25 protein-coding genes are annotated in these 23,952 nt (G+C 63.6%); 11 read left to right on the forward strand and 14 right to left on the reverse strand.

Annotation, left to right across the window (positions count from 1 at the left end; genetic code table 11):
• Positions 1-57: 57 nt before the first annotated feature.
• Positions 58-1,770, reverse strand: coding sequence for a monovalent cation:proton antiporter-2 (CPA2) family protein (locus V5F23_RS08295; RefSeq protein ID WP_338497977.1), 1,713 nt, complete (start codon positions 1,768-1,770; stop codon positions 58-60).
• A gap of 189 nt (positions 1,771-1,959) precedes the next feature.
• Between V5F23_RS08295 and V5F23_RS08300 the strand changes: the two genes are divergently transcribed.
• From V5F23_RS08300 to V5F23_RS08310, 3 genes are all read left to right on the forward strand, one after another.
• Positions 1,960-2,238, forward strand: coding sequence for a glutaredoxin family protein (locus V5F23_RS08300; protein ID WP_338497980.1), 279 nt, complete (start codon positions 1,960-1,962; stop codon positions 2,236-2,238).
• 51 nt (positions 2,239-2,289) lie between these two features.
• Complete coding sequence (locus V5F23_RS08305) at positions 2,290-2,610, forward strand: hypothetical protein (RefSeq protein WP_042731694.1); 321 nt, start codon at positions 2,290-2,292, stop codon at positions 2,608-2,610.
• Between the two features lie 72 nt (positions 2,611-2,682).
• The gene (locus V5F23_RS08310) at positions 2,683-3,570 is read left to right on the forward strand and encodes a pseudouridine synthase (RefSeq protein ID WP_047737488.1); all 888 of its coding nucleotides are present in this window, start codon (positions 2,683-2,685) and stop codon (positions 3,568-3,570) included.
• Positions 3,571-3,754: 184 nt separating this feature from the next.
• On the opposite strand, the gene V5F23_RS08315 is transcribed toward V5F23_RS08310, so the two are convergent.
• The gene (locus V5F23_RS08315; RefSeq protein WP_003183689.1) at positions 3,755-3,976 is read right to left on the reverse strand and encodes a YgdI/YgdR family lipoprotein; all 222 of its coding nucleotides are present in this window, start codon (positions 3,974-3,976) and stop codon (positions 3,755-3,757) included.
• Positions 3,977-4,051: 75 nt separating this feature from the next.
• Positions 4,052-4,651 carry a molybdenum cofactor guanylyltransferase MobA gene (gene mobA, locus V5F23_RS08320; RefSeq protein ID WP_338497983.1) on the reverse strand — a complete coding sequence of 200 codons (600 nt, stop codon included), beginning with the start codon at positions 4,649-4,651 and terminating at the stop codon, positions 4,052-4,054.
• Between the two features lie 78 nt (positions 4,652-4,729).
• Between mobA and moaB the strand changes: the two genes are divergently transcribed.
• Complete coding sequence (gene moaB, locus V5F23_RS08325; protein WP_042731691.1) at positions 4,730-5,269, forward strand: molybdenum cofactor biosynthesis protein B; 540 nt, start codon at positions 4,730-4,732, stop codon at positions 5,267-5,269.
• A complete protein-coding gene (glp, locus tag V5F23_RS08330; RefSeq protein WP_338497986.1) occupies positions 5,253-6,479 on the forward strand; it encodes a gephyrin-like molybdotransferase Glp in 1,227 nt (408 codons plus the stop codon). Before moaB ends, glp begins: the two co-directional genes overlap by 17 nt.
• Positions 6,480-6,536: 57 nt before the next feature.
• Here the strand turns inward: glp and V5F23_RS08335 are convergent, their stop codons facing one another.
• Positions 6,537-6,845, reverse strand: a complete 309-nt coding sequence (locus V5F23_RS08335; RefSeq protein WP_237614164.1) for a hypothetical protein — start codon at positions 6,843-6,845, stop codon at positions 6,537-6,539.
• A 349-nt stretch (positions 6,846-7,194) separates the two neighbouring features.
• On the opposite strand from V5F23_RS08335, the gene yegS reads away from it, so the two are divergent.
• Positions 7,195-8,112: a lipid kinase YegS gene (gene yegS, locus V5F23_RS08340; RefSeq protein ID WP_042730754.1), complete on the forward strand. Its 918-nt coding sequence runs from the start codon at positions 7,195-7,197 to the stop codon at positions 8,110-8,112.
• Here yegS and V5F23_RS08345 read toward each other — a convergent pair.
• The 3 genes from V5F23_RS08345 to V5F23_RS08355 all read right to left on the reverse strand — a co-directional run bounded on the left by V5F23_RS08345 (position 8,096) and on the right by V5F23_RS08355 (position 10,312).
• On the reverse strand, positions 8,096-8,755 hold the full coding sequence (locus V5F23_RS08345) for a response regulator transcription factor (protein ID WP_042730755.1): 660 nt from the start codon (positions 8,753-8,755) through the stop codon (positions 8,096-8,098). The genes yegS and V5F23_RS08345 overlap by 17 nt on opposite strands.
• Positions 8,752-9,645 (reverse strand): sensor histidine kinase, encoded by an 894-nt coding sequence (locus tag V5F23_RS08350; protein ID WP_338498874.1) that lies wholly within the window; start codon positions 9,643-9,645, stop codon positions 8,752-8,754. Before V5F23_RS08350 ends, V5F23_RS08345 begins: the two co-directional genes overlap by 4 nt.
• 196 nt (positions 9,646-9,841) lie before the next feature.
• Positions 9,842-10,312, reverse strand: a complete 471-nt coding sequence (locus tag V5F23_RS08355; protein ID WP_042730757.1) for a hypothetical protein — start codon at positions 10,310-10,312, stop codon at positions 9,842-9,844.
• 479 nt (positions 10,313-10,791) lie between these two features.
• Here V5F23_RS08355 and V5F23_RS08360 point away from each other — a divergent pair, with 479 nt between their 5' ends.
• Both V5F23_RS08360 and V5F23_RS08365 read left to right on the forward strand, forming a co-directional pair.
• Positions 10,792-11,715, forward strand: coding sequence for a chemotaxis protein CheV (locus V5F23_RS08360; RefSeq protein ID WP_042730758.1), 924 nt, complete (start codon positions 10,792-10,794; stop codon positions 11,713-11,715).
• 72 nt (positions 11,716-11,787) lie between these two features.
• Positions 11,788-12,597, forward strand: a complete 810-nt coding sequence (locus V5F23_RS08365) for an MOSC domain-containing protein (protein ID WP_338497989.1) — start codon at positions 11,788-11,790, stop codon at positions 12,595-12,597.
• A gap of 83 nt (positions 12,598-12,680) precedes the next feature.
• Here the strand turns inward: V5F23_RS08365 and V5F23_RS08370 are convergent, their stop codons facing one another.
• The 6 genes from V5F23_RS08370 to V5F23_RS08395 form a co-directional block, all read right to left on the reverse strand.
• A complete protein-coding gene (locus V5F23_RS08370; RefSeq protein WP_042730760.1) occupies positions 12,681-12,965 on the reverse strand; it encodes a pyrimidine/purine nucleoside phosphorylase in 285 nt (94 codons plus the stop codon).
• Positions 12,966-13,058: 93 nt separating this feature from the next.
• The gene (locus tag V5F23_RS08375) at positions 13,059-13,601 is read right to left on the reverse strand and encodes an exonuclease domain-containing protein (protein ID WP_338497991.1); all 543 of its coding nucleotides are present in this window, start codon (positions 13,599-13,601) and stop codon (positions 13,059-13,061) included.
• Between the two features lie 62 nt (positions 13,602-13,663).
• A complete protein-coding gene (locus V5F23_RS08380) occupies positions 13,664-15,637 on the reverse strand; it encodes an acetyl/propionyl/methylcrotonyl-CoA carboxylase subunit alpha (protein WP_338497994.1) in 1,974 nt (657 codons plus the stop codon).
• Between the two features lie 40 nt (positions 15,638-15,677).
• Entirely contained in the window at positions 15,678-16,835 is a 1,158-nt protein-coding gene (atuD, locus tag V5F23_RS08385) for a citronellyl-CoA dehydrogenase (RefSeq protein ID WP_042730763.1), read from the reverse strand.
• A gap of 36 nt (positions 16,836-16,871) precedes the next feature.
• Complete coding sequence (locus tag V5F23_RS08390) at positions 16,872-18,488, reverse strand: acyl-CoA carboxylase subunit beta (RefSeq protein WP_042730764.1); 1,617 nt, start codon at positions 18,486-18,488, stop codon at positions 16,872-16,874.
• 29 nt (positions 18,489-18,517) lie between these two features.
• A complete protein-coding gene (locus V5F23_RS08395; RefSeq protein WP_338497997.1) occupies positions 18,518-20,308 on the reverse strand; it encodes an acyclic terpene utilization AtuA family protein in 1,791 nt (596 codons plus the stop codon).
• A 177-nt stretch (positions 20,309-20,485) separates the two neighbouring features.
• Between V5F23_RS08395 and V5F23_RS08400 the strand changes: the two genes are divergently transcribed.
• From V5F23_RS08400 to V5F23_RS08410, 3 genes are all read left to right on the forward strand, one after another.
• A complete protein-coding gene (locus V5F23_RS08400) occupies positions 20,486-21,112 on the forward strand; it encodes a TetR/AcrR family transcriptional regulator (RefSeq protein WP_042730200.1) in 627 nt (208 codons plus the stop codon).
• A gap of 114 nt (positions 21,113-21,226) precedes the next feature.
• Positions 21,227-22,003, forward strand: a complete 777-nt coding sequence (locus V5F23_RS08405; protein WP_185057656.1) for a transporter substrate-binding domain-containing protein — start codon at positions 21,227-21,229, stop codon at positions 22,001-22,003.
• A gap of 71 nt (positions 22,004-22,074) precedes the next feature.
• Positions 22,075-23,088: a GNAT family N-acetyltransferase gene (locus V5F23_RS08410; protein WP_042730201.1), complete on the forward strand. Its 1,014-nt coding sequence runs from the start codon at positions 22,075-22,077 to the stop codon at positions 23,086-23,088.
• 69 nt (positions 23,089-23,157) lie between these two features.
• On the opposite strand, the gene V5F23_RS08415 is transcribed toward V5F23_RS08410, so the two are convergent.
• Positions 23,158-23,706 (reverse strand): RNA polymerase factor sigma-70, encoded by a 549-nt coding sequence (locus V5F23_RS08415; protein WP_042730202.1) that lies wholly within the window; start codon positions 23,704-23,706, stop codon positions 23,158-23,160.
• Between the last annotated feature and the right edge of the window lie 246 nt (positions 23,707-23,952).

Below are 23,952 nucleotides of genomic sequence, written 5' to 3' on the forward strand. Positions count from 1 at the left end.
GTTCCTCGCCGGTTTTCGCCTTGCCTGACCTTCGTCTCAAGACTTTTCAAACAGAGCCTAGGGCGCCTTGTCCTGGTCGCCCGGGTAGAAGCCGTGCAGCAGGCGATAGCGGTCGTGCCGAACCTGGTCCACGTGATGGCGGACCTGCTGCTCGGGCAGGCCGAGCATGATCAGGGCATGGGAGGCCAGCATCAGGCTCGACTCGAGCAACTCCGGGACCACTTCGCTGGCCCCGGCCGCTTGCAGCTCGGCCAGCTGGCTGTCGTCGCGGGTGCGCACCAGGATCGGCACCTGCGGGTTGACCCGCCGTGCCTCCTTGAGCACGGTGATGGCGATGTCGGTCTTGTCCACGGCAATCACCAGCAACCTCGCACGATTCAAACCGACCGCTCCCAGCAGGTCGCCTCGGCGCGAATCGCCGTAATGCACGCAGCGTTCGTCGACGCTGGCTTCCTGGATGATCACCGGGTCGTCATCCAGGGCCACGAACGCCAGGCCTTCGCGCCGCAGGAACCGGCCGATGGACTGGCCGACGCGGCCGTAACCACAAATGACCACATGCCCTGACAGCCCGGCGTTGAGCGCGCTGATCTGCTCCAGTTGTGCCTCTTGGTTGGGTTTGCGGTGCAGACGGGCGGCGATGTGGGGGGCGGCACGCAGCAACAGCGGGGTCAGCAGCATCGAGCAGAATGTCGCGGCCAGCAGCAGGCCACTGATGTCGGCAGGCATCAGGCGGTTCTGCTGCATGAGCGCCATCAGGGCAAAACAGAATTCGCCACCCTGGGCCAGGGCCAGGCCACTGCGCCAGGCGGTTTCACCGTCGCTGCCGCGCGACTTCACCAGGGCAGCGACCACGCAGCCCTTGATGAGCATCAGGCCGAGCGTCAGGCCGAGGATCAACAGCCCGTCGTCGACGAACAATTGCAGGTCGATCAGCATGCCAATGCTGACAAAGAACAGCCCCAGCAGGATGTCGCGGAAGGGGCGGATGTCGGCCTCGATCTGATGCCGGTAGTGGCTTTCACCCAGCAACATGCCCGCCAGGAATGCCCCCAGGGCGGGGGACAGGCCGAGCAGGTGGGTCAGCCATGCCGTCAACAGCACGATCACCAGGGCCAGCAGCACGAACAGTTCTGCGGACCGCGAGGCAGCCACCTCATGGAACAATCGGGGCAGCAGCAGGCGGCTGGCCAGCAACAAACCAGCGAACAGCACCAGGGTCTTGCCGAGGGTCAGTGGCAGCGCCCAATACCACGGGTGCTCGCTGCTGCCGGCGAATACCGGCACCAGGGTCAACAGCAGCACGGCGATGACGTCCTGGAACAACAACACCCCGATGGCGTTCTGGCCATGGCTGCTGAAGATTTCCCCCAGGCTGGTCAGTTCCTTGCTGACGATGGCGGTGGACGACAAGGCCAGCCCTGCCCCCAGCAACAGCGCCGCGGCCAGGGGCGCGCCAGAGAAGGCCAGCAGCCCGGCGAGGACCGTCCCCGTGGCGAGTACTTGCAGGCTGCCGAGGCCGAACACCACCCGACGCAGCTCGAGCATTTTCGACAGGGAAAACTCCAGCCCCAACGAGAACAGCAGGAACACCACCCCGAGTTCGGCCAGGTCGGGCAGTTCTTCGCTGTCGTTCACCCAGTCCAGCGCGGTCGGCCCCACGGCCAGCCCGACGCAGAGATAGCCCAGCACGGGCGGCAGTCGCAGGCGTCGGAACAAGGCGATGACCACCAGGGATGAGGCAAGAATGATCAGCAGATTGGCAAACAAGGGGCACTCCGTTTCAAGACGACAACTGACAGCGTAGCGGGGGAAAGGCACCCAGCCTCGCCGCAAAAGCCTCAATCTTCAGTGATTTGCATCAGCGTTTTGCCGAAACACCCTGAAGCGAGGCAGCGGCTCGACGGTTTCCCGGTGCGGGCCTAGAATGACCGTCTATCTTTTTTGGGTCTACCTGCCATGTCTTCTGAATGCCAGCTGCTCGGCACCCTGGGTTGTCACTTGTGCGAAGTTGCCGAGGGTGTGTTGATGCCTTTCGTCGAGCATGGATTGCTGGTGGAACTGGTGGACATCGCCGAGAGCGAGATGCTGACCGAGGCCTATGGACTGCGGATCCCGGTCCTGCGGCGAACCGATACCGGCGCGGAGCTGGACTGGCCTTTCGACGATCCCGACCGGGTGGCCGCGTTCCTGCTTGAACCGTTCGCACCTTCCATTCGCCCGCGGTCATTGGCGTAAGCTGCAGTCTTCGGTTACTGTATGCCCATACAGCTATCTGGAGTGCGTCCCTTGGTCAATGTCGAACAACTGAAAAGCAGCGTAAACAGGATGTCCGCGGACGTTGTGCGCGAGGCGGTCCTGGAACTGCGCCTGGATGGCTTGGTCACCGAAGGCAAGACACCTTTCAATAAATTGCATTTCAACACCTGTTTCGCCGAGATCGAGGCGTTGTTCCAGCGTGCCGGCTATCACAAGCAACTGGATGTAGTGGGTTACCAGGGCTTGCTGTACGCATTGTACGACCCTGGTCGCTGGGAGGCGGTGGAGGTGTTGCGCTGGTTGAAGGAGTTCACCGAGGCGGCAGCCAAACCGGCGTCGGTCCCGGCCTGAAGCAATCATTGCTGGGCGGGCTTGCGCGACTGGCGGATAATACCGCTCTGCGAAAAGGCTCAAGAGTTTTTCATGGTTTCATCATTTTCCGCTGCACACCATCAGGCCAGCACGTTGTACCTGCCCCCGGGCTCCTGGCCGACGGTGCTGGAGTGCCTGTGCGAACATTTCAAGGCCATCAGCCGCGAGCAATGGCTGGACCGGATCGCTCGCGGGCGGGTGCTGGACGGGGAGGGCAACGCGATCCGTGCCGACCTGCCTTACCGTGAGGGCCTGCGCATCCACTATTTCCGTGAAGTGCCCGACGAGAAGCCGATCCCAGTGGTGGAGTCGATCCTGTACGCCGACGAACACCTGGTGGTGGCAGACAAACCACATTTCCTGCCGGTCACGCCGGCGGGCGAATATGTCGAGCAAACCTTGTTGCGGCGGCTGATCCGACGCCTGGACAATCCCCACCTGGTGCCGTTGCACCGAATCGATCGACACACTGCCGGCCTGGTGCTGTTTTCCGCTAACCCCGACAGTCGTTCGGCGTATCAAGCGTTGTTCCCCACCCGGCAGATCGAAAAGCACTACCAGGCCATTGCCCCGGCGCTGCCTGGGTTGAGCTTTCCCCGCGTGCATAAAAGCCGAATGATCGATGGCGAGCCGTTCTTTCGGATGTGTGAGGGGCCGGGCGAGCCGAATACTGAAACGGCCATCGAAGTCCTGGAGCGAAACGGCGAGCTGTGGCGCTATGGCCTGTCTCCGGTCACGGGCAAGAAGCACCAGTTGCGGGTGCACATGAATGCCCTTGGGGCGGGTATCTGCAACGATCCCTTCTACCCCGACGTGCTGCGGGATGTGGAGGACGATTACGCCAACCCGCTCAAGCTGCTGGCGCAGGGGCTGCGTTTTAACGACCCGCTGAGTGGTCAGGAGCGGGTGTTCGAGAGCCGTATTACGTTGCAGTGGTGAGCTGAGGCGGGGCTCTGGTCACAGGCTAAGTTGCCCTGATCGAAACTTTTCCGTTCACCACGGCTGCTTTCTCTAGAACGGTCCCATAAAAAAAACGGCGCTTGCCTTTGAAAAAAGGCAGGCGCCGGTTTTTTTGGTCAACAGCAATGCGCCGCTATTTCACAGCAGACGCCAGCGTCGAAGATTACAGATCCTTGACGGTACGAACCTGATCCTTGTTCACGCGGGTTTGCTTGCCATCCAGTTGCTCGAATTCATAGAAGCCGCTTTCTTCGTCGTACTTGGGTGTGTCGACGGCCTGGATTTCGCGACCGTCATTCAAGGTGATCACTGTTGGCGAGGCGCAACCGGCGAGGGTGGCGAGGCCCAGAGCAAGCATGAAAGTGGCGAGGGTCCGTTGAGTCATGGTGTTTCTCCGAAATGGATTCTTCAAGTTACTAACCCTCAGACGTATACAACGCGCGCAAGTTCCTGGCTAGTGTCAATCTGACACGCCTTTGTAACGGGTCAGTAATTCCGGCGTGTTCAGGTTGGCCAGTCGCGGGTCGTCGGCGGGGCATTGCAAGGCAACGGCGTGCAGCGTGCGCATGATCCGGCCGGGGCTGCGTTCGCCGTCGTGCCAGGCCTTCTCGAAGGTGTCGGCCAATGTCAGTGGGATGACGCACAGCAGCGGTTCCCAATGCTCGCCGTGCCGCACCATCAGCGGTTTGTCTGGGTGCTGGCTGGCCGCCCGGCGCATGCTGTCGAGCAGGCTGGCATCGATTTGCGGCACATCACACGGCAGCACCAGCAACTGTGCGTGTCGGGCCACCTTGAGGCCGGCGCGGATGCCTGCCAGCGGGCCGGGAAAGTCACCCTCGTCGTCATGCACCAGTTGGTCGGCGTACACCGCGTAGCGTGCCGGATTGCGGTTGCACGAAATGATCAGGTCGTCGCTTATCGCGCGGGTCTGGCGGTGGAGATGGGCAATCAATGGCTCGCCTTGCCACTCCAGGAGGCCCTTGTCCTGGCCGCCCATGCGTTGGCCGCGTCCGCCTGCCAGCAGCAGGATCGAGCAGGGGGGCAGGGGCGTGTTGGTCATGTTGTGTCTCCGCACGGGCGAATAAATGAAGCGCTGTGATATAACACCGGCCTGTTTCCCCTACAACTGGACGAGCCTATGAAAGCCAAGGCTGATGTACCTTTCGTGCCGCTCAATATCGCGGTGCTGACAGTCAGTGATACCCGTACCCTGGAAACCGATACCTCCGGGCAGGTCTTTGTCGATCGGTTGATGGCGGCCGGCCACAACCTGGCGGCGCGGGTCCTGCTCAAAGATGATTTGTACAAGATCCGCGCGCAAGTCGCGACCTGGATCGCCGAGGACGTGGTGCAGGTGGTGCTGATCACCGGCGGCACCGGGTTCACGGGGCGCGACAGCACCCCTGAAGCGGTGACGTGCCTGCTGGACAAGCAGGTCGATGGCTTCGGCGAGTTGTTCCGGCAGATCTCCGTGGCGGACATCGGCACCTCCACCGTCCAGTCGCGGGCCCTGGCCGGCCTGGCCAATGGCACGCTGGTGTGTTGCCTGCCGGGTTCCACCAACGCGGTGCGTACCGGTTGGGATGGGATCCTGGCTGAACAACTGGATGCACGGCACCGACCCTGTAATTTCGTGCCTCATCTGAAACAGGCGGCGCCGTGTGAATCCCGTGGGTAAACCGGGCAAGGCCGGGGCCTTGATGGCTGTCGAAGTGGCGTTGCAGCGCTTGCTCGACATGGCGGCAGCCGCGCCGATCGTCGAGCGCGAAACATTGCCGTTGGCTGCGGCACAGGGAAGGGTGCTCGCGCAGGACCTGGTGTCGACCCTTGATTTGCCGCCATGGCCCAACAGCGCCATGGACGGCTATGCCTTGCGGCTGGCGGACTGCAAAGACGAGCCGTTGGTGGTCAGCCAGCGGGTTTTTGCCGGTCAGGCCCCGGCGCCGCTGGCGGCCGGAACCTGTGCGCGAATCTTCACCGGGGCGCCTGTTCCTGCGGGCGCGGATTGCGTCGAGATGCAGGAAAATGCCGTGGTCGAAGCTGACGAGCGCGTTCGCTTCACCGAGCCCATGGTCATTGGCCAGAACATCCGCCCTCAGGGGCAGGAAACCACCGTCGGTGAGCAGGTTCTTACGGCGGGTACGCGCCTGGGGCCGGTCGAACTGGGGTTGGCGGCATCCCTGGGGTGCGCATCGCTGGAGGTGGTGCGCAAGGTCCGTGTGGCTGTCCTGTCAACCGGCGACGAGCTGGTCGAGCCGGGCGAGCCACTGGGGCCGGGCCAGATCTACAACAGTAACCGCGTGCTGCTGTGTGGCTGGCTGCGAGGTCTGGGCTGTGAGGTGGTCGACGCGGGTATCCTGCCCGACGACTTGCCGACCACCCGTGAACGCCTGGCGCAGTTGTCGGATGTCGACCTGATCCTGTCCACCGGTGGCGTATCGGTGGGAGAGGCGGACTTCCTGGGCATTGCCTTGCGCGAGGACGGTGAGCTGGCGCTTTGGAAGCTTGCCATCAAGCCTGGGAAACCGCTCACGTTCGGGCACTACCGTGGCGTGCCGGTGATCGGCCTGCCTGGGAACCCGGCTTCGACTCTGGTGACGTTCGCGCTGTTGGCACGGCCTTATCTGCTCAGGCGCCAGGGTGTCGAGTCGGTGATGCCGCTCAAGTTCAAGGTGCCGGCCGGTTTCGCCTGGCCGAAGGCGGGCAGCCGACGGGAGTACTTGCGAGGCCGAATGGAGAATGGTCGCGCGATCATCTATCGCAACCAGAGCTCCGGTGTCCTGCGCAGCGCGGCCTGGGCCGAAGGGCTGGTCGAGGTGCTGGAAGGGCAGACCCTGGTCGAAGGCGACGAAGTGGGTTTCATCCCCCTGAGCGAAGTCCTCGGCTAGCGCCGTGCAGTGTCGTGGGGCCCGGGGCGGATACCCGGACCCTCGCTTGCATGGCCATTATCCCGTGAGCAGTCCCACCAGTTGGTCGAAGCGACTGTTGGCCACCCAGCCCAACAGACCGAGGACCACCGCCGCCGCGCCAGCCGAGTAGGCCAGCCTGTGGCGGATCACCCTGACGTCGGTGCGAATCTCATCCATGTCTTTGCGGATGTACTTGAGGTGGGTTTCCAGTTCAACGACGCGCGGTTCCAAATCAACTCCTCCAGCGGGATGACTGCAATGCTTGCAATCGTTTTGAGGGTCGGCCCGTCCGCTCCCAAAAGACGCGAGCTGTGGGGGCGACAGCTTGTATTCACGGCTATGCATGGGACGGTTCATCCCCTTGGCCATTACGTTCAGAACCCTTGATCCGGCCCCGACGGGCCGTGACGTATCTATTCATGGTCTGGCACTTCCTTGTGTGGTGATGAGCGTTTTACCGGTCTGGCAAAACAGAATGCCAAGTTGTCTCAATAGCGCTGGAGGGTCAATTGAGCTGATTCGCCGGGTCTTGTAAGAAAACTCTTCGAATGCAGAAGTATCGGTCGGGCCACCCCTGTGCATGGGGTTCGCTTGGGCAGTCGTTTGCGATTTTTCCATTAAATTGAGCCAGGCCGGGCTTTTTCGGCGCAATGAGTGGTCCCATTTGCTGAACCTTCCAATGACGGAGACGACGATGAGCAAGGGCAAGGCGCTGTTGATTTTGCATGGCAAGCAAGCGCTCAACGAAGAGGTTCGCGCGGCCGTGATGCTCAAGCGCGAGCAGGGGTGGGACCTGGCGGTGCGGTTGACCTGGGAGGCCGGGGACGCCCGACGATGCGTCGAGGAAGCCCTGGCGGCGGGCTACGAGCAATTGATTGCCGGCGGCGGTGATGGAACCTTGCGCGATATCGCCGAGGCGATGGCCCTCAATCCCGGCGATGCCAGCCTGGTGCTGATGCCGCTGGGCACCGCCAATGACTTTGCCCGCGCCGCCGGTGTGCCGCTGGAACCGGAACAGGCCCTGGACTTGCTGGACGTGGCGGCCCAGCCCGTTGACCTGGGCGAGGTCGGCGGGCGGATGTTCCTGAACATGGCCACGGGCGGCTTCGGCAGCCAGGTTACCGCCAACACGTCCGAAGACCTCAAGAAGGTCCTCGGAGGCGCCGCCTACCTGTTCACCGGCCTGTCGCGATTCAGTGAGCTGAGCGCCGCCTATGGCGAGCTGCAGGGGCCTGATTTCCATTGGGCGGGGGATCTGTTGGCGCTGGGCATCGGCAACGGCCGGCAAGCGGGAGGAGGGCATGTACTGTGCCCCGAGGCGTTGGCGGACGATGGGCTGCTGGATATCAGCATCTTGCCGGCGCCCCAGGAGGTGGTCGGCACGTTGAAGGACTTGCTGGCGGGCGGGCTGGGCATCGACAACATGTTCGTGCGCGCCCGCTTGCCCTGGGTGGAGATCAAGGTCGCCCAGGGCCTGGACATGAACCTGGACGGTGAGCCATTGCAGGTCGACACGCTGCGTTTCACGGTGCGCCCGAAGGCGCTGCGCGTGCACCTGCCGACCGATTCGCCGCTGCTGGGAGGCTCGACGGCACTCAATCGTCCAGGCTGATGATCTGCTCGCGTACCGCGAACAACACCAGGCCGGCGACGTCATGGATCTGCAGGCGCTTCATGATCTGCGCCCGGTGGGTTTCCACGGTCTTGATGCTCAGGCTCAGGCCGTTGGCGATTTCCCGGGTGGACTTGCCGCGCACGATCAACCGCAGTATTTCCAGCTGGCGCGCGGTCAGGTTATGGGTCTGGGCAGGTTCGGGCTGACGTTTCTGGACGCGGGTCAGCGCCTGGTTGATCACGGTATGGGCGATGGCCGGGCTCAGGTAACGCTCGTTCTTGCGCAGCGCTTCCAGGGCATGTTTCAGCTCATTGACGGTGGTGTCCTTGAGCAGGTAGCCGTGGGCGCCGCATTCCAGCGCCTGCATGATCAGCGCCGGATCCGTGTGCATGGACAGGATCAGTACCTTGCTGTGGGGGCGCACCCGCTTGAGTTGCTGCAAGGCTTCCAGGCCGCCGGTGTCCTTCATGGAGATGTCCAGCAACACGATGTCGGGCTCGAGCCGTTCCACCAGCTCCACCAACTGCTTGCCGTCGCTGGCTTCGCCGATGACCGCGTAGCCTGGGATATCCATGACCAGGGCTCGTACGCCGGCCCTGATCAGGGAGTGGTCATCGACCAGAAGCAAATTACAGATCAATGGAGAACCTTATTCTTGCTGGCCCGTTCCAGGGCGCGGGGCGCCCAGGGGAAGCGTGCTTCAATGTGAGTGCCTTTGCCGGCCTCGCTGGTGACCTCGAGCGTGCCGCCCAGTTGCTCGACCCGCTCCGACATGCCGGCCATGCCGCGTTGGCCTTCGCGGCCAGGGTGGGTGGCCGGGGCGAACCCCTGGCCATCGTCGCTGATCAGCAGGGTGAGGCCATCCGGTAGGCGTTGCAGGCGCACCAGCAGGTTGGTCGCGCGGGAATGGCGCAGGATGTTGGTGACCGCTTCCTGGGTGATCCGGAACACGGCGACCGACATTTCTTCGGGAATGCCGGTCATGCGCTGTTGGCAATCGAGGCTCCATTTCACCGGCGCATTGGCCAGCGTCTTGAGCAGGTGCGCCCGCAGGCTGGCTTCCAGTCCCAGGCTGGCCAACTGCCTGGGGTTGAGGATCGCTGACACGTCGCGGACCTTGTCGAGGGTCTCGTTGAGGGTGTCGCAGAGGATGGCGCACTGGCCCTGCAACTCTTCCGGCATCCGCTGCTTGAGCCATTCGCTTTGCAGTTTCGCGGCGGTCAGCAGTTGGCCGATGTCGTCGTGCAATTCGCGGCTGAGTCGATGGCGTTCGTTTTCCTGGACTTCAAGCAAGCGGTCGGCCAGTTCCTGGGGCTGCAGCTTGATGGATTTGCGCGACAGTCGATGGCCGATCCAGACACAGGCCACGGCCACCAGGTTCAGCACCACCACGCTCAGCGGCAATGTATGGGCGAACAGGTAGGTCAGCAGGCAGCCCAAGGCAGAGCAGACGCACAACAACAATGTGAAGCGGCGGGCATTTTCTCGGGAGGGAGGCCAGGTGATGAATGACTTGAGGCTGGCGTACATAGCGGATGGAGCCAATGATGTTCGCTGCGGGCTGGCCGGTCAGCGCATCTGACAGGCCGGGTTGGGTAAACGTTTCAGGTCGAGGGCCGCTTCGGTGGGCGGCCATGACGGCGCGGTCGTGAAGCGACTGACGCGAGAGATACTACCACTTCGCGCAACGTTGGTCGCGCTCGGCATCGCGCCGTCGGCATCGAAGTCAGGCTTGTTTCTGGGCGTAATGCACCAAGGCCAGTGGGCGTGAGGCAGCCAGCGCCTCGCAGGGGCTCTGACCAACCTGGAAGGCAAAGGCTTCGATCAGCGAGGTCTGTTCGCTGCGATCCAGGCCCAGCGTGCCGGTGGTGTGGTCGACCAGTTCCAGTTGCCAGGCCATCAGGGTGAAGCAGTCCTTCAAGGCGCACAGGGCCTGGTCATGCAGTTCCATGTGGTTCTGCGCATGGCTGAGCAGGCCATGGATGTGCAGCGAGAATTCCGAAAGGGCTTCCAGGGCGAGGGCATTGGCCTTGCCTGCCAGTTTCAGCAAGGTACTGAGCATGCAGTCGATCGCATCCCTGTCATTGCTGATCAATTGCAAATGGCTCAGGCACTCTTCCGACTTGGCCAACAGCGTCTCGGCCTCGACCAGGAGTTCGGGCAGGCGCTCATTCCAGTTCCTGCGATCATTCGGCATGCTTATCTCCACAACATCATGTCAGGCGAAAGAAAACCGTGTACAGCGAACGGCTGGATCTCAAGGTCGACGACGGACACGCGCGCGGCATGAGGTCCGGGCCGATCAACGGCGACGAACCCGCAAACGATTGCACGGGTGGGCTCGGCTACAAGGCCGGAATCCGATGTCCTGGGGTCGCGCACAGAAGCCTGACTCCGTTCAGCAATGAGAATGGCGTCACATTAATGGCTATTGGATAGCGGGAATATCAGGTTGGACCTGATTGTGCCTAGGGGAATCCCTTAGGCAGCGGAACCTAATGCGCAAACCGAGGTCGCGCAGTGGGGAAAATAGCGGATGAAAATGCTGCGCCAGTAAAGCATGATGTTAATGTGACATCAATGCCCCGCGCTTGTATTTTATCAGGGGTCAAGATCCGGCGAACCCAGCCGATATCCCTTTCATTGGATTCATCCGAACAAGCCCAGGAGTCATCGATGGCCGGCATTCTCGACACAGTAGATCAACGAACCCAACTGGTGGGTGAGAATCGCCTGGAAATTCTCATGTTTCGCCTGGCGGGCCGGCAACTGTTCGCCATTAACGTGTTCAAGGTCCAGGAAGTGTTGCAACTGCCGAAGCTGACGCTGATGCCTCAGCGCCATCCCTTCGTCTGTGGCGTGGTCAATCTGCGGGGCCAGACGCTGCCGGTGATCGACCTGTCCCAGGCCATCGGTATGCGGCCGCTGGTGCCGGGTGCCAACAGCACCATCATCGTTACCGAGTACAACCGTTCGGTCCAGGCGTTCCTGGTGGGCGGCGTCGACCGTATCGTCAACATGAACTGGGAAGCGATCCTGCCACCTCCGGGCAGCGCGGGACGCGAGCACTACCTGACGGCCATCAGCAAGGTGGACGATCAGTTGGTGGAAATCATCGACGTGGAAAAGGTCCTGGCCGAAATCGTGCCGTACAACGCCAAGGTCTCCCGGGACAAACTCGAAGACCCGGTGCTGGAGCGTGCCCGTGGCCGCGAAGTGCTGCTGGTGGACGACTCCAATGTCGCGCTGTCGCAGTTGCGCGACACCCTGGGTCAGTTGGGGGTGAAGATGCACATCGCCAGCGATGGCTTGAAAGCCCTGAACATGCTCAAGGCCTGGGCCGACACCGGCGAGGTGATGACCGACAAGTTGCTGATGATCTTCACCGACGCCGAAATGCCGGAAATGGACGGCTACCGCCTGACCACCGAGATCCGCAACGATCCGCGGTTGCGTGGGCTCTATGTGGTGCTGCACACCTCGCTGTCCGGCAGCTTCAACGACTCGATGGTCAAGAAGGTGGGTTGCGACAATTTCCTCTCCAAATTCCAGCCGGACAAACTGGTGGATGTGGTGCGCCAACGCCTGTCGCTTGACTGAGGTCGCTGGGTGGTTTGCTTCAACGGTCGGCTCGTATAAGGTGGCACTTTTTCGCCCCCAGGGAAGTTGAGCATGTTGCGGCTGAGCGCGCTGTACCGTTATCCGTTGAAGTCCGGCAAGGGCCAGCCCCTGCAAGGGATTGGCCTGGACAAGCTCGGGCTGGACGGTGACCGGCGCTGGATGCTGGTGGACGAAGGCACGGGGCGTTTCCTGACCCAGCGGGCCGTGGCGAAGATGAGCCAGCTCTCGGCCTTGTGGAATGAGGCCGGTGGGCTGACGCTCAGCGCACCGGGCCATGGCACCCTCGACGTGGCGCTGCCGTCCACGGTCGAGGCGTCACTGCGCGGGGTGATCATCTGGCGCGACACCTTGCGGGTACCGGACGCCGGCGACGAGGCGGCCGCCTGGGTCAGTGCGTTCATTGGCAACCCCACGCGGTTGGTGCATGTGCCGGTGGAACTGGCGCGCACCACTGCCGCCGGTTATGGCAAGGATGACGACAAGGTCGCGTTTGCCGACGGTTTTCCGCTGCTGCTCATCGGCCAGGCCTCATTGCAGGACCTGTCCAATCGGGTCGGGCGTCCATTGGAAATGCTGCGCTTTCGCCCCAACCTGGTGGTCGAGGGCAGCGAGGCGTTTGCCGAGGATGGCTGGAAGCGCATTCGTATCGGCGACGTGGAGTTCCGGCTGGTCAAGCCATGTTCGCGTTGCATCATGACCACGGTCGATCCGCAAACCGGTGATCGCGACCCCAACCGCGAACCTTTCGCGACCTTGCAGCAATACCGCTCGACCCCTGACGGCGCGATGTTTGGCCAGAACCTGGTCAATGACGGCAATGGCCGGCTGGAAGTCGGCATGCCGGTTGAGGTGCTTGAGTAAGTATTGCGCTTGAAAAAAATGCCCGTGTCATTGGACACGGGCATTTTTGTTTCTCATACCGACACTCTGTGGCTGCTTGACGGTCAGCCGCGGTATTCACACAGGTAAGCGGTGTCGACGGCCACTTTGAGCTGGAACTTGCTGTCGGCCGGTACGTTGAACTGGCTGCCCGCCGCGAAGGTTTCCCAGTCGCTGCTGCCTGGCAGTTTTACGGTCAGGGCGCCGGAAACGACGTGCATGATTTCCCGCTGGGCCGTGCCGAATTCGTATTCGCCCGGTGCCATGACGCCGATGGTCGCAGGGCCTTCGGCAGTGCCAAAAGCGATCGACTTGACGGTGCCGTCGAAGTACTCGTTGACTTTAAACATGGGCGATTCCTCGAAAAAGGGGCTGAAAAAGGCCGGCCAGTATGCACAAGGCGTCGGTGTTCGTCATCTGCCGAGCGGGTTCGGGCTCGCCCCTCAACCCGGCAGTACCAATGGCAACAGCCGCGCGGTGTTGCGGGCATCCTCCAGCGCGCGGTGCTGTTGACCGCAGAATTGCAGGCCCGCCAGTTGCAACGCGGCATTGAGGCCCAGGGGGCGTTCCAGGCGACGGGCCTTGGCGAAGCGCTGCTTGAGGTTCATGTGCGGCAACTGGCCCAGCGCGCTGTGCAGGTGTTGGTGCTGCCATTCCTGGAGCAGTTGCTTGCGGTCGTAGTCGCCCCAGCTGACCCAGCCTTCGAGGTTCGAATGATACGGCGCCAACCAGCGTTCGAATGCCGGCCAGACCTCGGTCAGCGGTGCGGCGCCGTCGATGTTGGCCTGGGTGATGTGGGTCAGTTCGCGACAGAAGGACGTGAGCAGCGGACGTCTCAAGGGGCGTACGAAGCGCTGGAAATGATCGACCTCACGCCCGTCACGATTCACCAGCGTGGCGCCGATTTCGATAATTTCCATTTCGGTTACCGGCCAGCCGCCTTCATCGGTGGTGGCCTCCAGATCAATCACCAGCCAGTGAGGCATCGCAAGGTTCCCGGTATCGGCGTGCTGATGGCTTTGAGCGTAGTCAAACCCGGCGCATCCGCCTAGTGCGCTGTCTCGACTCGCAACAAAACCTGCTGCTGCCTGACCTGTTCGCCGGGCGCGACCTGCAATTGCCTGACCACTCCGTCGAAGCCCGCCTTGAGGGGGTGCTCCATTTTCATCGCTTCCAGCACCAGCAACAGCTGGCCCTGGCGAACCCGCGTGCCTTCGCTGACCAGCACCTCGACGATCGCGCCGTCCATGGGGGCCTTGAGCAGGCCGTCGCCAGGGGCGCTGGCGGCGGGCGTGATGGGGGCGCGGGTCCGGTCTTGCAGCGGCAGGCCACCGGGGCGGGTGAACAACCACAGATCGTTGCCGTCGAGGCGCCAGCGATGGCGTTGGCGAAGGCCATCGAGCATCAGCACGGCGCCAGACTGGTCGACCTCCAGCCATTTCAGTTCGACCGAGCGTTCGGCGCCGTGGATGCTCAGCGTCCCGTCGGGCCTGGCCAGCAGGTCCAGGGTCCAGTCGCGCTCGCCCATGCCGATCCGGTAACGCAGCGCCGAGCCGGCGTTGTTGCGCCAGCCGCCCAGGTCGGCGGCATGCCGGGCGCGGGCGCATTGATAGAACAGGGCCGTGGCGATGGCGAGTTGTTCGGCGGATGGCGTCGATGCCTGGAGGGCGACATGCCGGGCAAAGTGCTGCTCGATGAAACCGGTGCCGACGTCGCCGTCGATGAAGCGCGGATGCGCCAGCAACGCCGCCAGCAACCGCTGATTGCTCTGCACGCCCAGCAGTACGCAATCTTCCACTGCCCGCAGCAATCGGCGTCGGGCTTGCTCGCGGGTGGCGCCGTGGGCGATCAGTTTGCCCAGCATCGAGTCGTAGAACGGCGTGATGGCCTGGCCTTCCAGCAAACCGTGGTCGATTCGCACGCCCTCGCCCGTGGGGGGCTCCCAGCCGATCAAGCGGCCGGTCTGCGGCAGGAAATCCGCCGCGGGGTCTTCGGCGTACAGGCGCACCTCCATGGCATGCCCGTCCAGTTGTACTTGGTCTTGGCGCAGCGGCAGGGGCAGGCCGGCGGCGATGTCCAGTTGCCAGGCCACCAGATCCTGGCCGGTGATCAGTTCGGTGACCGGGTGTTCGACTTGCAGGCGGGTGTTCATCTCCAGAAAGTAGAACCGACCGTCCGCGGCCAAGAGGAATTCCACGGTCCCGGCACCGACGTAGTCCACCGCACGGCCCGCCATGAGCGCCGCATTGCCCATGGCCTGGCGCAGTTCGGCGGTCATGACCGGGCAGGGCGCTTCTTCGATGATTTTCTGGTGGCGCCGCTGGATCGAGCAGTCCCGCTCGCCGAGGTGGATCAGTTGACCGTGGTGGTCGCCGAAAATCTGGATTTCCACGTGGCGCGGGTCGAGCAGTGCCTGTTCGAGGATCAGTTCAGCGTCGCCGAACCCGTGCAGCGCCTCGGCGCGAGCGACGCGCAGTTGTTCAGGCAGGTCCTCGGCCCGCTGCACCAGGCGCATGCCCCGGCCACCGCCACCGGCGCTGGCCTTGATCATCAGCGGGTAGCCGATGCGCGCGGCTTCCCGGCACAGGCTGTCGTCGTCCTGGGCTTCACCTTCATAGCCCGCGATGCAAGGCACGCCGGCGGCGAGCATGGCGATTTTCGAGCGGCGCTTGTTGCCCATCCGTTCGATGGCCTCGGGACTGGGACCGATGAACACGATACCGGCCGCCGCGCAGGCCCTGGCGAACCCGGCGTTTTCGGCGAGGAAGCCGTAGCCGGGGTGGATCGCATCGGCGCCGGTGCGCCGGGCCGCCTCGAGGATGGCCGTCGGATCCAGGTAGGACTGCTGGACCGAGGCCGGGCCGATCAGCACGGCCTCATCGGCCATGCGCACATGTCGCGCATCGGCGTCGGCTTCGCTGAACACCGCGACCGTGCGATAACCCTGGGCTTGGGCGGTGCGCTGGATCCGACAGGCGATTTCGCCGCGGTTGGCAATGAGCAGTTTGCTGAAGACGGGCATGGGTTCTGTCCTGGGTTCTGCGGTGTCTGGTGGGCCGCTTTCAGTGCTGCTTGCCCGGCAACGTCCCCATGAGCTTGCAGAGGATGCCCAGCATGATCTCGTCGGCCCCGGCGCCGATGGACACCAGCCGTACGTCGCGGTAGGCCCGGGCGACCGGGTTGTCCCACATGAAGCCCATGCCACCCCAGTATTGCAGGCAGCTGTCGGTGACCTCCCGGGCCAGGCGTCCGGCCTTGAGCTTGGCCATGGACGCCAGCCGGGTCACGTCCTGGCTGTTGATGTACTGCTCGGTGGCCTGGTAGACCAGCGCCCGCAGGCATTCGACCTCGCAGGCCAGTTCCGCCAGGCGAAAGTGGATCACCTGGTTGTCGATCAGGGCGCTGCCGAAGGTCTTGCGCTCCCGGCAGTACTCGATCGTGCTGTCGATGCAACGCTCCATGCCCTTGAGCATGTTTGCCGCGCCGAACAGCCGTTCTTCCTGGAACTGCAGCATCTGCATCATGAACCCGGCGCCTTCCTGGCCGATTCGATTGCGTTGCGGCACGCGCACGTCATCGAAGAACACCTGGGCGGTCTGCGAGCTGCGCATGCCGAGTTTGTCCAGGGGCTCGCCGAGGCTGATACCGGGGCTGCGCATGGGCACCATGATCAGGGATTTGTTGTGGTGGGGCTTGTCGTCGGAGGTGTTGGCGAGCAGGCACATGAAGTCGGCGCTCGGGGCGTTGGTGATCCACATCTTGCTGCCGTTGATGAGGTAATCGTCGCCGTCCTTGCGGGCCGTGGTCTTGAGCCCGGCGACGTCGGAACCGGCGCCGATCTCGGAAACGCCGATGCAGCCCACCTGTTCGCCACGGATGGCCGGGCGCAGGAACTCTTCACGCAGCGCATCGGAGCCAAAACGCGCCAGCGCTGGCGTGCACATGTCGGTCTGTACGCCGATGGACATCGGGACGCCGCCGCAATGAATCGTCCCGAACGCTTCGGCCGCGACGATCGAATAGCTGTAGTCCAGGCCCATGCCGCCGAACTGTTCGGGCTTGGAAATGCCCAGCAAACCCAGGTCGCCGGCCTTGCGCAAGACCTCGTGGATAGGGAACTGCCCGGCTTGCTCCCATTCGTCGACGTAGGGGTTGATGTCGCGCTCGACGAACTGGCAAACGCTACGCCGCAGTGCTTCGTGTTCCTGGCTGAAGATCATTTTTTTGTTCTCCGTGGTCGCAAGTCCATCACCGGGTCAGAAACGGGCCACGCCAAAGCTGTTGGCTTGCAGCGACCGCCGCTCGGCTTCGTGGCAGATGTCCAGCAGGTAGCCCAGCAGCGTGCGGGTGTCACGCGGATCGATGAGCCCGTCGTCCCACAGGTGGGCGCTGCCGTAGAGGGCGCTGGACTGGCTGTCGAGTTTTTGCGCGGTGGTCTGTTCGAGCAGGTCCAGCATCTTCGGGTCGGGGCTCACGCCCTGCCTGATCTGCGTGGCCTCGGTGACGATGCGCAGCACCTTGCCGGCCTGGGCGCCGCCCATCACGGCCGTGCGGCTGTTGGGCCAGGCGAAGATGAAGCGCGGGTCCAGCCCGCGACCGCACATGGCGTAGTTGCCGGCGCCGTAGGAACCGCCCACCACGACCGTCAGCTTGGCCACCCGGGCATTGGCCACGGCCTGGATCATCTTGGCGCCATGCTTGATCACACCTTGTCGTTCCGATTCGGTGCCGACCATGAAGCCGGTGGTGTTGTGCAGGAACAGCAGCGGCGTGCGGCTCTGGTCGCACAACTGGATGAACTGCGCGGCCTTGCTGGCGCCCTTGGCGGTGATCGGGCCGTTGTTGCCGATCACGCCGCAGGCATGGCCGCGGATGTGCAGATGGCCGCAAACGGTTTGCGGGTCGAATGCTTGCTTGAACGCCAGGAACGCCGAGCCGTCGGCGATGCGGGCGATGATTTCCGCCACGTCGTAGGGCTTCTTCGGGTCGTCGGGCACCAGCCCCAGCAGGTCGTCGGCGGGGTACAACGGCTCGGCCCAGGTCCGTTCGGGCGAGGGCGCCAGTTGCGCGTTCCAGGGCAGCAAGCTGAGGATCTCCCGGGCAAGGCGTATGCCGTCGGCATCGTCCTGCGCCAGGTATTCGGCGGTGCCTGCCACTTGCGCATGCATCTGCGCACCGCCGAGTTCCTCTTCGCTGGCGACTTCGCCCGTGGCGGCCTTGAGCAGCGGCGGCCCGGCCAGGAACAACCGCGCCTTGTCGCGCACCACCACCACGTAGTCCGACAGCCCCGGCTGATAGGCCCCGCCGGCGGTGGCCGAACCATGGACCACGGTGATCTGCGGCAGGCCCATGGCCGACATCCGTGCCTGATTGGCAAAGCAGCGCGCCCCTTCGACAAAGATCTGCGCGGCATAGTTGAGGTTGGCGCCGCCGCTTTCGGCCAGGGTGACCACCGGCAGTTTGTTTTCCATGGCGATCTGTTGCAGGCGCAGGGTTTTCTGCAAGCCGCTGGGGGAAATGGTCCCGCCCTTGATCGCGCTGTTGTTGACCACCACCAGCACCCGCACGCCGGACACATGGCCGATCCCGGCGATCAGGCCACCGCCGGCCTGGCTGCCATCCTTGTCATCATGGCGCTTGTAGCCGGCCAGGCTCGCCAGTTCGAGGAACGGCGCGCCGGGGTCCAGCAGCAGGTTCAGGCGCTGGCGCGGCAACAACTGGCCGCGCTGGTCGAAGGTGTCCTGGGCCTGGGCGGCTTTTTCCAGCACGGCCTGTTCAATCGCGCGCAGTTGCTCGACGCCCGCCAGCATGGCCGCGTGGTGGCGGGCGAAGTCGGTGCTGTGAGGGTCAAGCAGCGTTTCGATGACCGGCATGGACCGTTCTCCTTTTCGATGCGAACGCGCTAGTCGAGTTGATCGGCGATGCTTTGCGGCACCGGTATCTGGATATCGAGCAACTGCTGGGCCAGCGCCTTGCCCTGGGGGTCGCCGCGCAGGCTGGCGGCACCACCGCCGCCCAGGGCGTTTTCCAGCAGGAAATTCAGGCTATGGGTGCCCGGCAGGTACCAGCGTTCGACGCGGCCCAGCAACGGGTCAAGGACGTGACTCATCCAGTCGACCACCACTTCCGGCGTCAGGGCTTCGGCGATCCACGGCAGGTATTCGGGCGCACGCGCGATCACGCCGATATTGACGTGGTTGCCCTTGTCGCCGGAGCGCGCCACCGCCAGCTTGACCAGCGGCACGCTGGCATCGGCCCGACCCTGGGGTTTGGGCACGTCTGCGGCGAGCGGCAGGTCGCCGGTTTGCAAGGTGTCGAGAGGGGGCAGGGGGCACGGGTGGCGTTGCCCCTGGCATTCAATCGCGAGCGTGCAGTGGGCTTTGTCGATCAGGAACGAAAACAGGCGGATCAACGGCGACACGGTCGGCCTGCCACCCACCATGCCGGTCAGCCCGGGTGCCATGCCGGTGGCGGCCTGGGCGATTTCCCGGGAAAACAGCACCAGCGCTTGCCTGTCCGGGTGCCGAACCGCCAGTTTGAGCACCACTTCACGGGTGTCCTGGCGCCGGCGGTGCTGACCGTAAGTGGCTTCGCTGCCCAACAACTCGACGTTCACCTCGCGGTAGGGCGCCCAGCCGCGCTGGCTGAACATCTGCGAGGTCCTGGCGATAATTGCCTGGCCGACCCGTTCAGCCTTTGCCACCGCATCGATACCGGCGATCAGGCAGGTGGCGGTGCAGCGGTAGCCGTCCAGCCCGGTGGCGCAGACCTTGTACTGGTCGCTGGGCGGCAGGCCCCGGGCGCCATGGACGCGTACCGCATGCTTGCCTTGCTGGATCAGCCGGACCTGGCTGAAATCGCAGATCACGTCGGGCAGCAGGTAGCCTTGCGGGTCGCCGATCTCGTACAGCAATTGCTCGCCGACTGTCAGTGGCGTGATCAGCCCGCCGGTGCCGGGGGCCTTGGTGACGATGAACTGGCCATCGGCGCTGACGTCGACGATGGGAAAGCCGATGTGCTCGTAGTCCGGCACCTCCCGCCAGTCGGTGAAGTTCCCGCCGGTGCATTGTGCCCCGCACTCGATGAGGTGGCCCGCCAGCGCGGCCTGGGCCAGTTTGTCGTAGTCGTCCCAGGCCCAGCCGAATTCATGCACGAGAGGGGCACTGACCACGGCGCTGTCCACCACCCGCCCGGTGATCACGATGTCCGCGCCCAGGCGCAAGGCTTCGACGATGCCCGGCGAGCCGAGGTAGGCGTTGCTGGACACGCACGCGGGCGGCAGGGGCTCGCCGCTGAACATCTCGCGCAGGCCCTGGCCGGCGAGCCGATCCCATTGCCCTTGCAAGTCATCGCCCAGCAGCACGGCGATCTTCAACGGCACGCCCGCCTGGTCACACGCCGCTTGCAGCGCCGCGGCGCAGGCCTGGGGATTGACTCCGCCGGCGTTGCTGATCACGCGGATCCGCTCGGCGTGCAAGCGCGGGAGCAGTGGCGTGAGCACCTCGATGAAGTCCGTGGCATAGCCGGCCTGGGGATCCTTCAGGCGCGCCCCGGCCAGGATCGACATCGTGACTTCCGCCAGGTAGTCGAACACCAGGTAGTCCAGCGCGCCTCCTTCGACCAGTTGCGCGGCGGCGCTGCAGGTATCGCCCCAGAAGGCGCTGGCGCAACCGATGCGGATCGTTCCTGGCATGAGATTCCCTCCGGCAAGCGTGGCTCGAGACTACCAAGCAAGCGCTTGGTCTGTAAACGGCTGCGGGTTTTCCACCCGAGCGCTTGCTTGGTGGCCTGGGTCGGCTTAAATTGCCCGCGCAGCTCTGTTGATTGGGACGCGGCCGCGCATAGGTTGATCGACTGTAGGAGAGAATGGGTGGACGAGCAAAAAGCCCTGGATGTGATGCACGAGCTGGTCGACAACGGGCAACTGACCGACCCGCAGAGCGCGCGTGGCAAACTGCTCCAGAGCGCTGCCCATCTGTTTCGCAACAAGGGCTTCGAACGCACCACCGTGCGCGACCTGGCGAGCGCCGTGGGCATCCAGTCGGGCAGCATCTTTCACCATTTCAAGAGCAAGGACGAGATCCTGCGGGCGGTGATGGAGGAAACCGTGCGCTACAACACGGCGTTGATGCGGGCCGCGCTGGCCGAGGCGAGTGGCGTGCGCGAACGGGTACTGGCGCTGATCCGCTGTGAATTGCAGTCGATCATGGGCGGCACCGGCGAGGCGATGGCCGTGTTGGTCTACGAATGGCGCTCGCTGTCCCAGGACGGGCAACGGCAGGTGCTGGCCCTGCGCGACATTTATGAAGACTTGTGGCTCGAGGTTCTGGGCCAGGCCAAGGCGGCCGGGTATATTCGCGGAGACGTGTTCATTACCCGGCGTTTCCTCACCGGCGCATTGTCCTGGACCACCACCTGGTTTCGCGCCGAAGGCAACTTGAGTCTCGATGAGCTGGCCGAGCAAGCCCTGATCCTGGTGCTTGAAGAAAAACAATAATCAAGCGGTGCTTTAAATCGCCATAGGGCTGGCTAAGCGGCTGAAACCGCCTAGCTTGATTGTATTGACGGGTACTTTTGGGGAGTGGGGATCTTGACGTTTTCGCCGATGGGGATGACTTCCCGTGTGCTGCTGGCTGCCCTGGCCGCTTTCCTGGCGTTGCCGGCTTCGGCGGCGCAATTGGTCCGGATCGGTGCCGCGCATTTTCCACCCTACACCGTTCGTCCCGAGAACGGTGCCGACACGGGCCTGCTGCCGCAGATGGTGGAGGCCTTGAATCAATCGCAGGCAACCTACCAGTTCGTCCTGGTCCCGACCTCCATACCTCGCCGCTTCAACGACTTCAAGCAGGGCCGGGTCGACATGGCGATTTTCGAGAACCCCGACTGGGGCTGGCAGGATGTGCCGCATACGGCGGTCGACATGGGCCTGGAAGACGCCGAAGTCTTCGTCGCCCAGCACCAGCCAGACCGCCAGCAGAATTATTTCGCCGACCTGAGGGGCAAGCGCCTGGCGCTGTTCAGCGGTTACCACTACGCCTTTGCCGAATTCAACGCCGACCCCAAGTTCCTCGCCGGCCAGTACAACGCCACCCTGACGTACTCCCACGACAGCAACCTGCTGATGGTCTTGCGCGGGCGCGCCGACATCGCCTTGGTGACTCGCTCGTACCTCAACGATTATGTGCTGCGCAATCCTGAGGTCGGCCCGCAATTGCTGGTGTCCGAGCGTATCGATCAGGTCTACCACCATTACGCCCTGATCCGGCCCCAGGCACCCATTACCAGCGAGGCGTTTGCGCAACTGTTGCAGACGCTGCGGGACAACGGCCAGCTGTTGAAGATCTTCAAGCCGTACCAGATCGAGCTGGTGCCCACGCACGCCCACTGAGCGGGGCCCTAAATTTCCCGGCGCGGCTCACGTCCCTCGTTGACTACCGACGACTACGCGAGCCCCTTTCCATGTCCAATCTCAACCAGCCCATGGCGTTACCCCTGCCGGGCGGGCGCCGTCTCGGCGCCGATGAAACCGAACGCCACCTGAGCCTGATGCTTGAAGGCGCGCCGCTGATCCGGCTGCGCCTGGAGCGCGGGCCCGAGTTGCATGTCCACTTGCAGGAGGTCCACGACCGTCCCGTGGGCCCGGCGCTCTGGGCGGCCTGCTACTGGTTGTTTGCCCGTGACCCGGACTGTCGACGCCTGGTCTGGCACCTTCAGGAGCGCCCCGGCGAAGCCTTGCTCAGTGGCCTGTTGACCAGCGCCGGGCGTCCCGGCGAATACGTCTGCGAGCGCACGATGTTCTGGCAGTTGCCGCAACCCTGGCTGGGGGAGTCGTTCAATGGCAGTTACCCGCAGCAGATGATCATCACTGATGGCCGGCGTCATCCGCGCCGGCCGGTCAAGCCGCGTGGCGAGGTGTACCGGCGCTTCGACGCGCGGCTGGGCGCCTGGGTATCACTGCGTACCCTGGAGATCGAGCAGGACCTGGAGCGTTTCAACCGCTGGCAGAACAGCCCGCGGGTGGCGAGCTTCTGGCAGGAGGAAGGCACCCTGGCGCAGCATCGCGAGTACCTGGACACGCTGGCGGACGATCCCCGTGTGCTGACCCTGATCGGCTGTTTCGATGACCAGCCGTTCGCCTATTTCGAAGCCTACTGGGCCAAGGAAGACCGTATTGCGCCGTTCTATGAGGCCGGGCACTACGATCGCGGCATCCACATGCTGGTGGGCGAGGAACAGCACCGCGGGCCGCACAAAGTGGCGAGCTGGTTGTCGGCGCTGGTGCATTACCTGTTCCTCGACGACCCGCGCACCCAGCGCGTGGTGGCCGAACCCCGGGCTGACAACGCGCGGATGATCGGGCACCTGCACAACCAGTGTTTCCACTGTGAAAAGGAATTCGACTTTCCCCACAAGCGCGCGGCGCTGATGATCCTGGGGCGGGAGCGGTTTTTTGACCGTTGCTCACTGATGTAGGGCAGGGCGTGCGGCGGACACCTGTGCAAGCGAGTCCGCCCGCGAAGGGGCTGTCCGATGGCCCGGCGCTTATCGCCGGGCGAAGGTATCCCCGCGTACCCCGGACACCTTGCGGCAATGCACCAGGGCGTCGCGGATCATGAAGTTCACCAGGGTCGGCGAGACGCCCAGTTCCTTGGCAATGTCTTTCTGTGGCACGCCGTGCAGGCGGTACATCTCGAAGGCATAGCGGGTTCGGCTGGGCAGTTCGGTGAGCGCATCGGCGATGTGCTCCAGCGTGGAGAAGTTGATGTGGGAGGTTTCCGGCGACGCACCCTGGATCACCACGTTCAAGCCTTCCTCCTCCGGCCCCGCGTATTTCTGCTCCAACGCCTGCTTGCGATAGTGGTCGATCGCCAGGTTGCGCACGATCTGGAACAGGTAGCTGAGCTGTGCCTTGAACGACGAAGTGATCTGTGGTGCCGATTGCAGTCGGAAGAACGCGTCCTGCACCACATCTTCCGCGCGGGACCGGCACCCGGTGATACGCGCGGCAATCTTGACCAGGATCAAGCGATTATCGACGAACGCCTGAAGTAACGGTGACTCACACCTGCTTGTGGATACTTGTTCCGTCATGGAATTCACCTTGCTGCAAAAAGTTAGCAGGACGAATGATCTGTCCGACCTGTCCTACGCATCGAGCGCCAAATTAGGCTTAATGATAATGATTGTCAATTGAGAAAAAGAATTATTGCAGCGTGTAAGTCCAGCGCCTGAAGCGCGACCCATTGCCGCAGTCGGATCACACCCCTGACAGGGTTGGCGCACGCGATCGCCGACTAATTCTTTGCCCGTGGCATCCGTTCCCTTGGTTGGATGGAA

The sequence above is a fragment of the Pseudomonas sp. WP18 genome, from assembly GCF_036689585.1.
Lineage (GTDB): Bacteria > Pseudomonadota > Gammaproteobacteria > Pseudomonadales > Pseudomonadaceae > Aquipseudomonas > Aquipseudomonas chlororaphis_E.

Excerpts from the sequence above, each read along its gene's own strand:
- atuD (WP_042730763.1), bottom strand. The coding sequence starts at position 16,835 with ATGATCTTCAGCCAGGAACACGAAGCACTGCGGCGTAGCGTTTGCCAG.
- V5F23_RS08375 (WP_338497991.1), bottom strand. The coding sequence starts at position 13,601 with ATGCCTCACTGGCTGGTGATTGATCTGGAGGCCACCACCGATGAAGGC.
- V5F23_RS08405 (WP_185057656.1), top strand. The coding sequence starts at position 21,227 with ATGACTTCCCGTGTGCTGCTGGCTGCCCTGGCCGCTTTCCTGGCGTTG.
- V5F23_RS08300 (WP_338497980.1), top strand. The coding sequence starts at position 1,960 with ATGTCTTCTGAATGCCAGCTGCTCGGCACCCTGGGTTGTCACTTGTGC.
- V5F23_RS08335 (WP_237614164.1), bottom strand. The coding sequence starts at position 6,845 with ATGCATAGCCGTGAATACAAGCTGTCGCCCCCACAGCTCGCGTCTTTT.
- V5F23_RS08350 (WP_338498874.1), bottom strand. The coding sequence starts at position 9,645 with ATGTACGCCAGCCTCAAGTCATTCATCACCTGGCCTCCCTCCCGAGAA.
- V5F23_RS08365 (WP_338497989.1), top strand. The coding sequence starts at position 11,788 with ATGTTGCGGCTGAGCGCGCTGTACCGTTATCCGTTGAAGTCCGGCAAG.
- V5F23_RS08415 (WP_042730202.1), bottom strand. The coding sequence starts at position 23,706 with ATGACGGAACAAGTATCCACAAGCAGGTGTGAGTCACCGTTACTTCAG.
- moaB (WP_042731691.1), top strand. The coding sequence starts at position 4,730 with ATGAAAGCCAAGGCTGATGTACCTTTCGTGCCGCTCAATATCGCGGTG.
- V5F23_RS08380 (WP_338497994.1), bottom strand. The coding sequence starts at position 15,637 with ATGCCCGTCTTCAGCAAACTGCTCATTGCCAACCGCGGCGAAATCGCC.
- V5F23_RS08410 (WP_042730201.1), top strand. The coding sequence starts at position 22,075 with ATGTCCAATCTCAACCAGCCCATGGCGTTACCCCTGCCGGGCGGGCGC.
- V5F23_RS08395 (WP_338497997.1), bottom strand. The coding sequence starts at position 20,308 with ATGCCAGGAACGATCCGCATCGGTTGCGCCAGCGCCTTCTGGGGCGAT.
- V5F23_RS08370 (WP_042730760.1), bottom strand. The coding sequence starts at position 12,965 with ATGTTTAAAGTCAACGAGTACTTCGACGGCACCGTCAAGTCGATCGCT.
- V5F23_RS08310 (WP_047737488.1), top strand. The coding sequence starts at position 2,683 with ATGGTTTCATCATTTTCCGCTGCACACCATCAGGCCAGCACGTTGTAC.
- yegS (WP_042730754.1), top strand. The coding sequence starts at position 7,195 with ATGAGCAAGGGCAAGGCGCTGTTGATTTTGCATGGCAAGCAAGCGCTC.
- mobA (WP_338497983.1), bottom strand. The coding sequence starts at position 4,651 with ATGACCAACACGCCCCTGCCCCCCTGCTCGATCCTGCTGCTGGCAGGC.
- V5F23_RS08390 (WP_042730764.1), bottom strand. The coding sequence starts at position 18,488 with ATGCCGGTCATCGAAACGCTGCTTGACCCTCACAGCACCGACTTCGCC.
- V5F23_RS08355 (WP_042730757.1), bottom strand. The coding sequence starts at position 10,312 with ATGCCGAATGATCGCAGGAACTGGAATGAGCGCCTGCCCGAACTCCTG.
- V5F23_RS08360 (WP_042730758.1), top strand. The coding sequence starts at position 10,792 with ATGGCCGGCATTCTCGACACAGTAGATCAACGAACCCAACTGGTGGGT.
- V5F23_RS08315 (WP_003183689.1), bottom strand. The coding sequence starts at position 3,976 with ATGACTCAACGGACCCTCGCCACTTTCATGCTTGCTCTGGGCCTCGCC.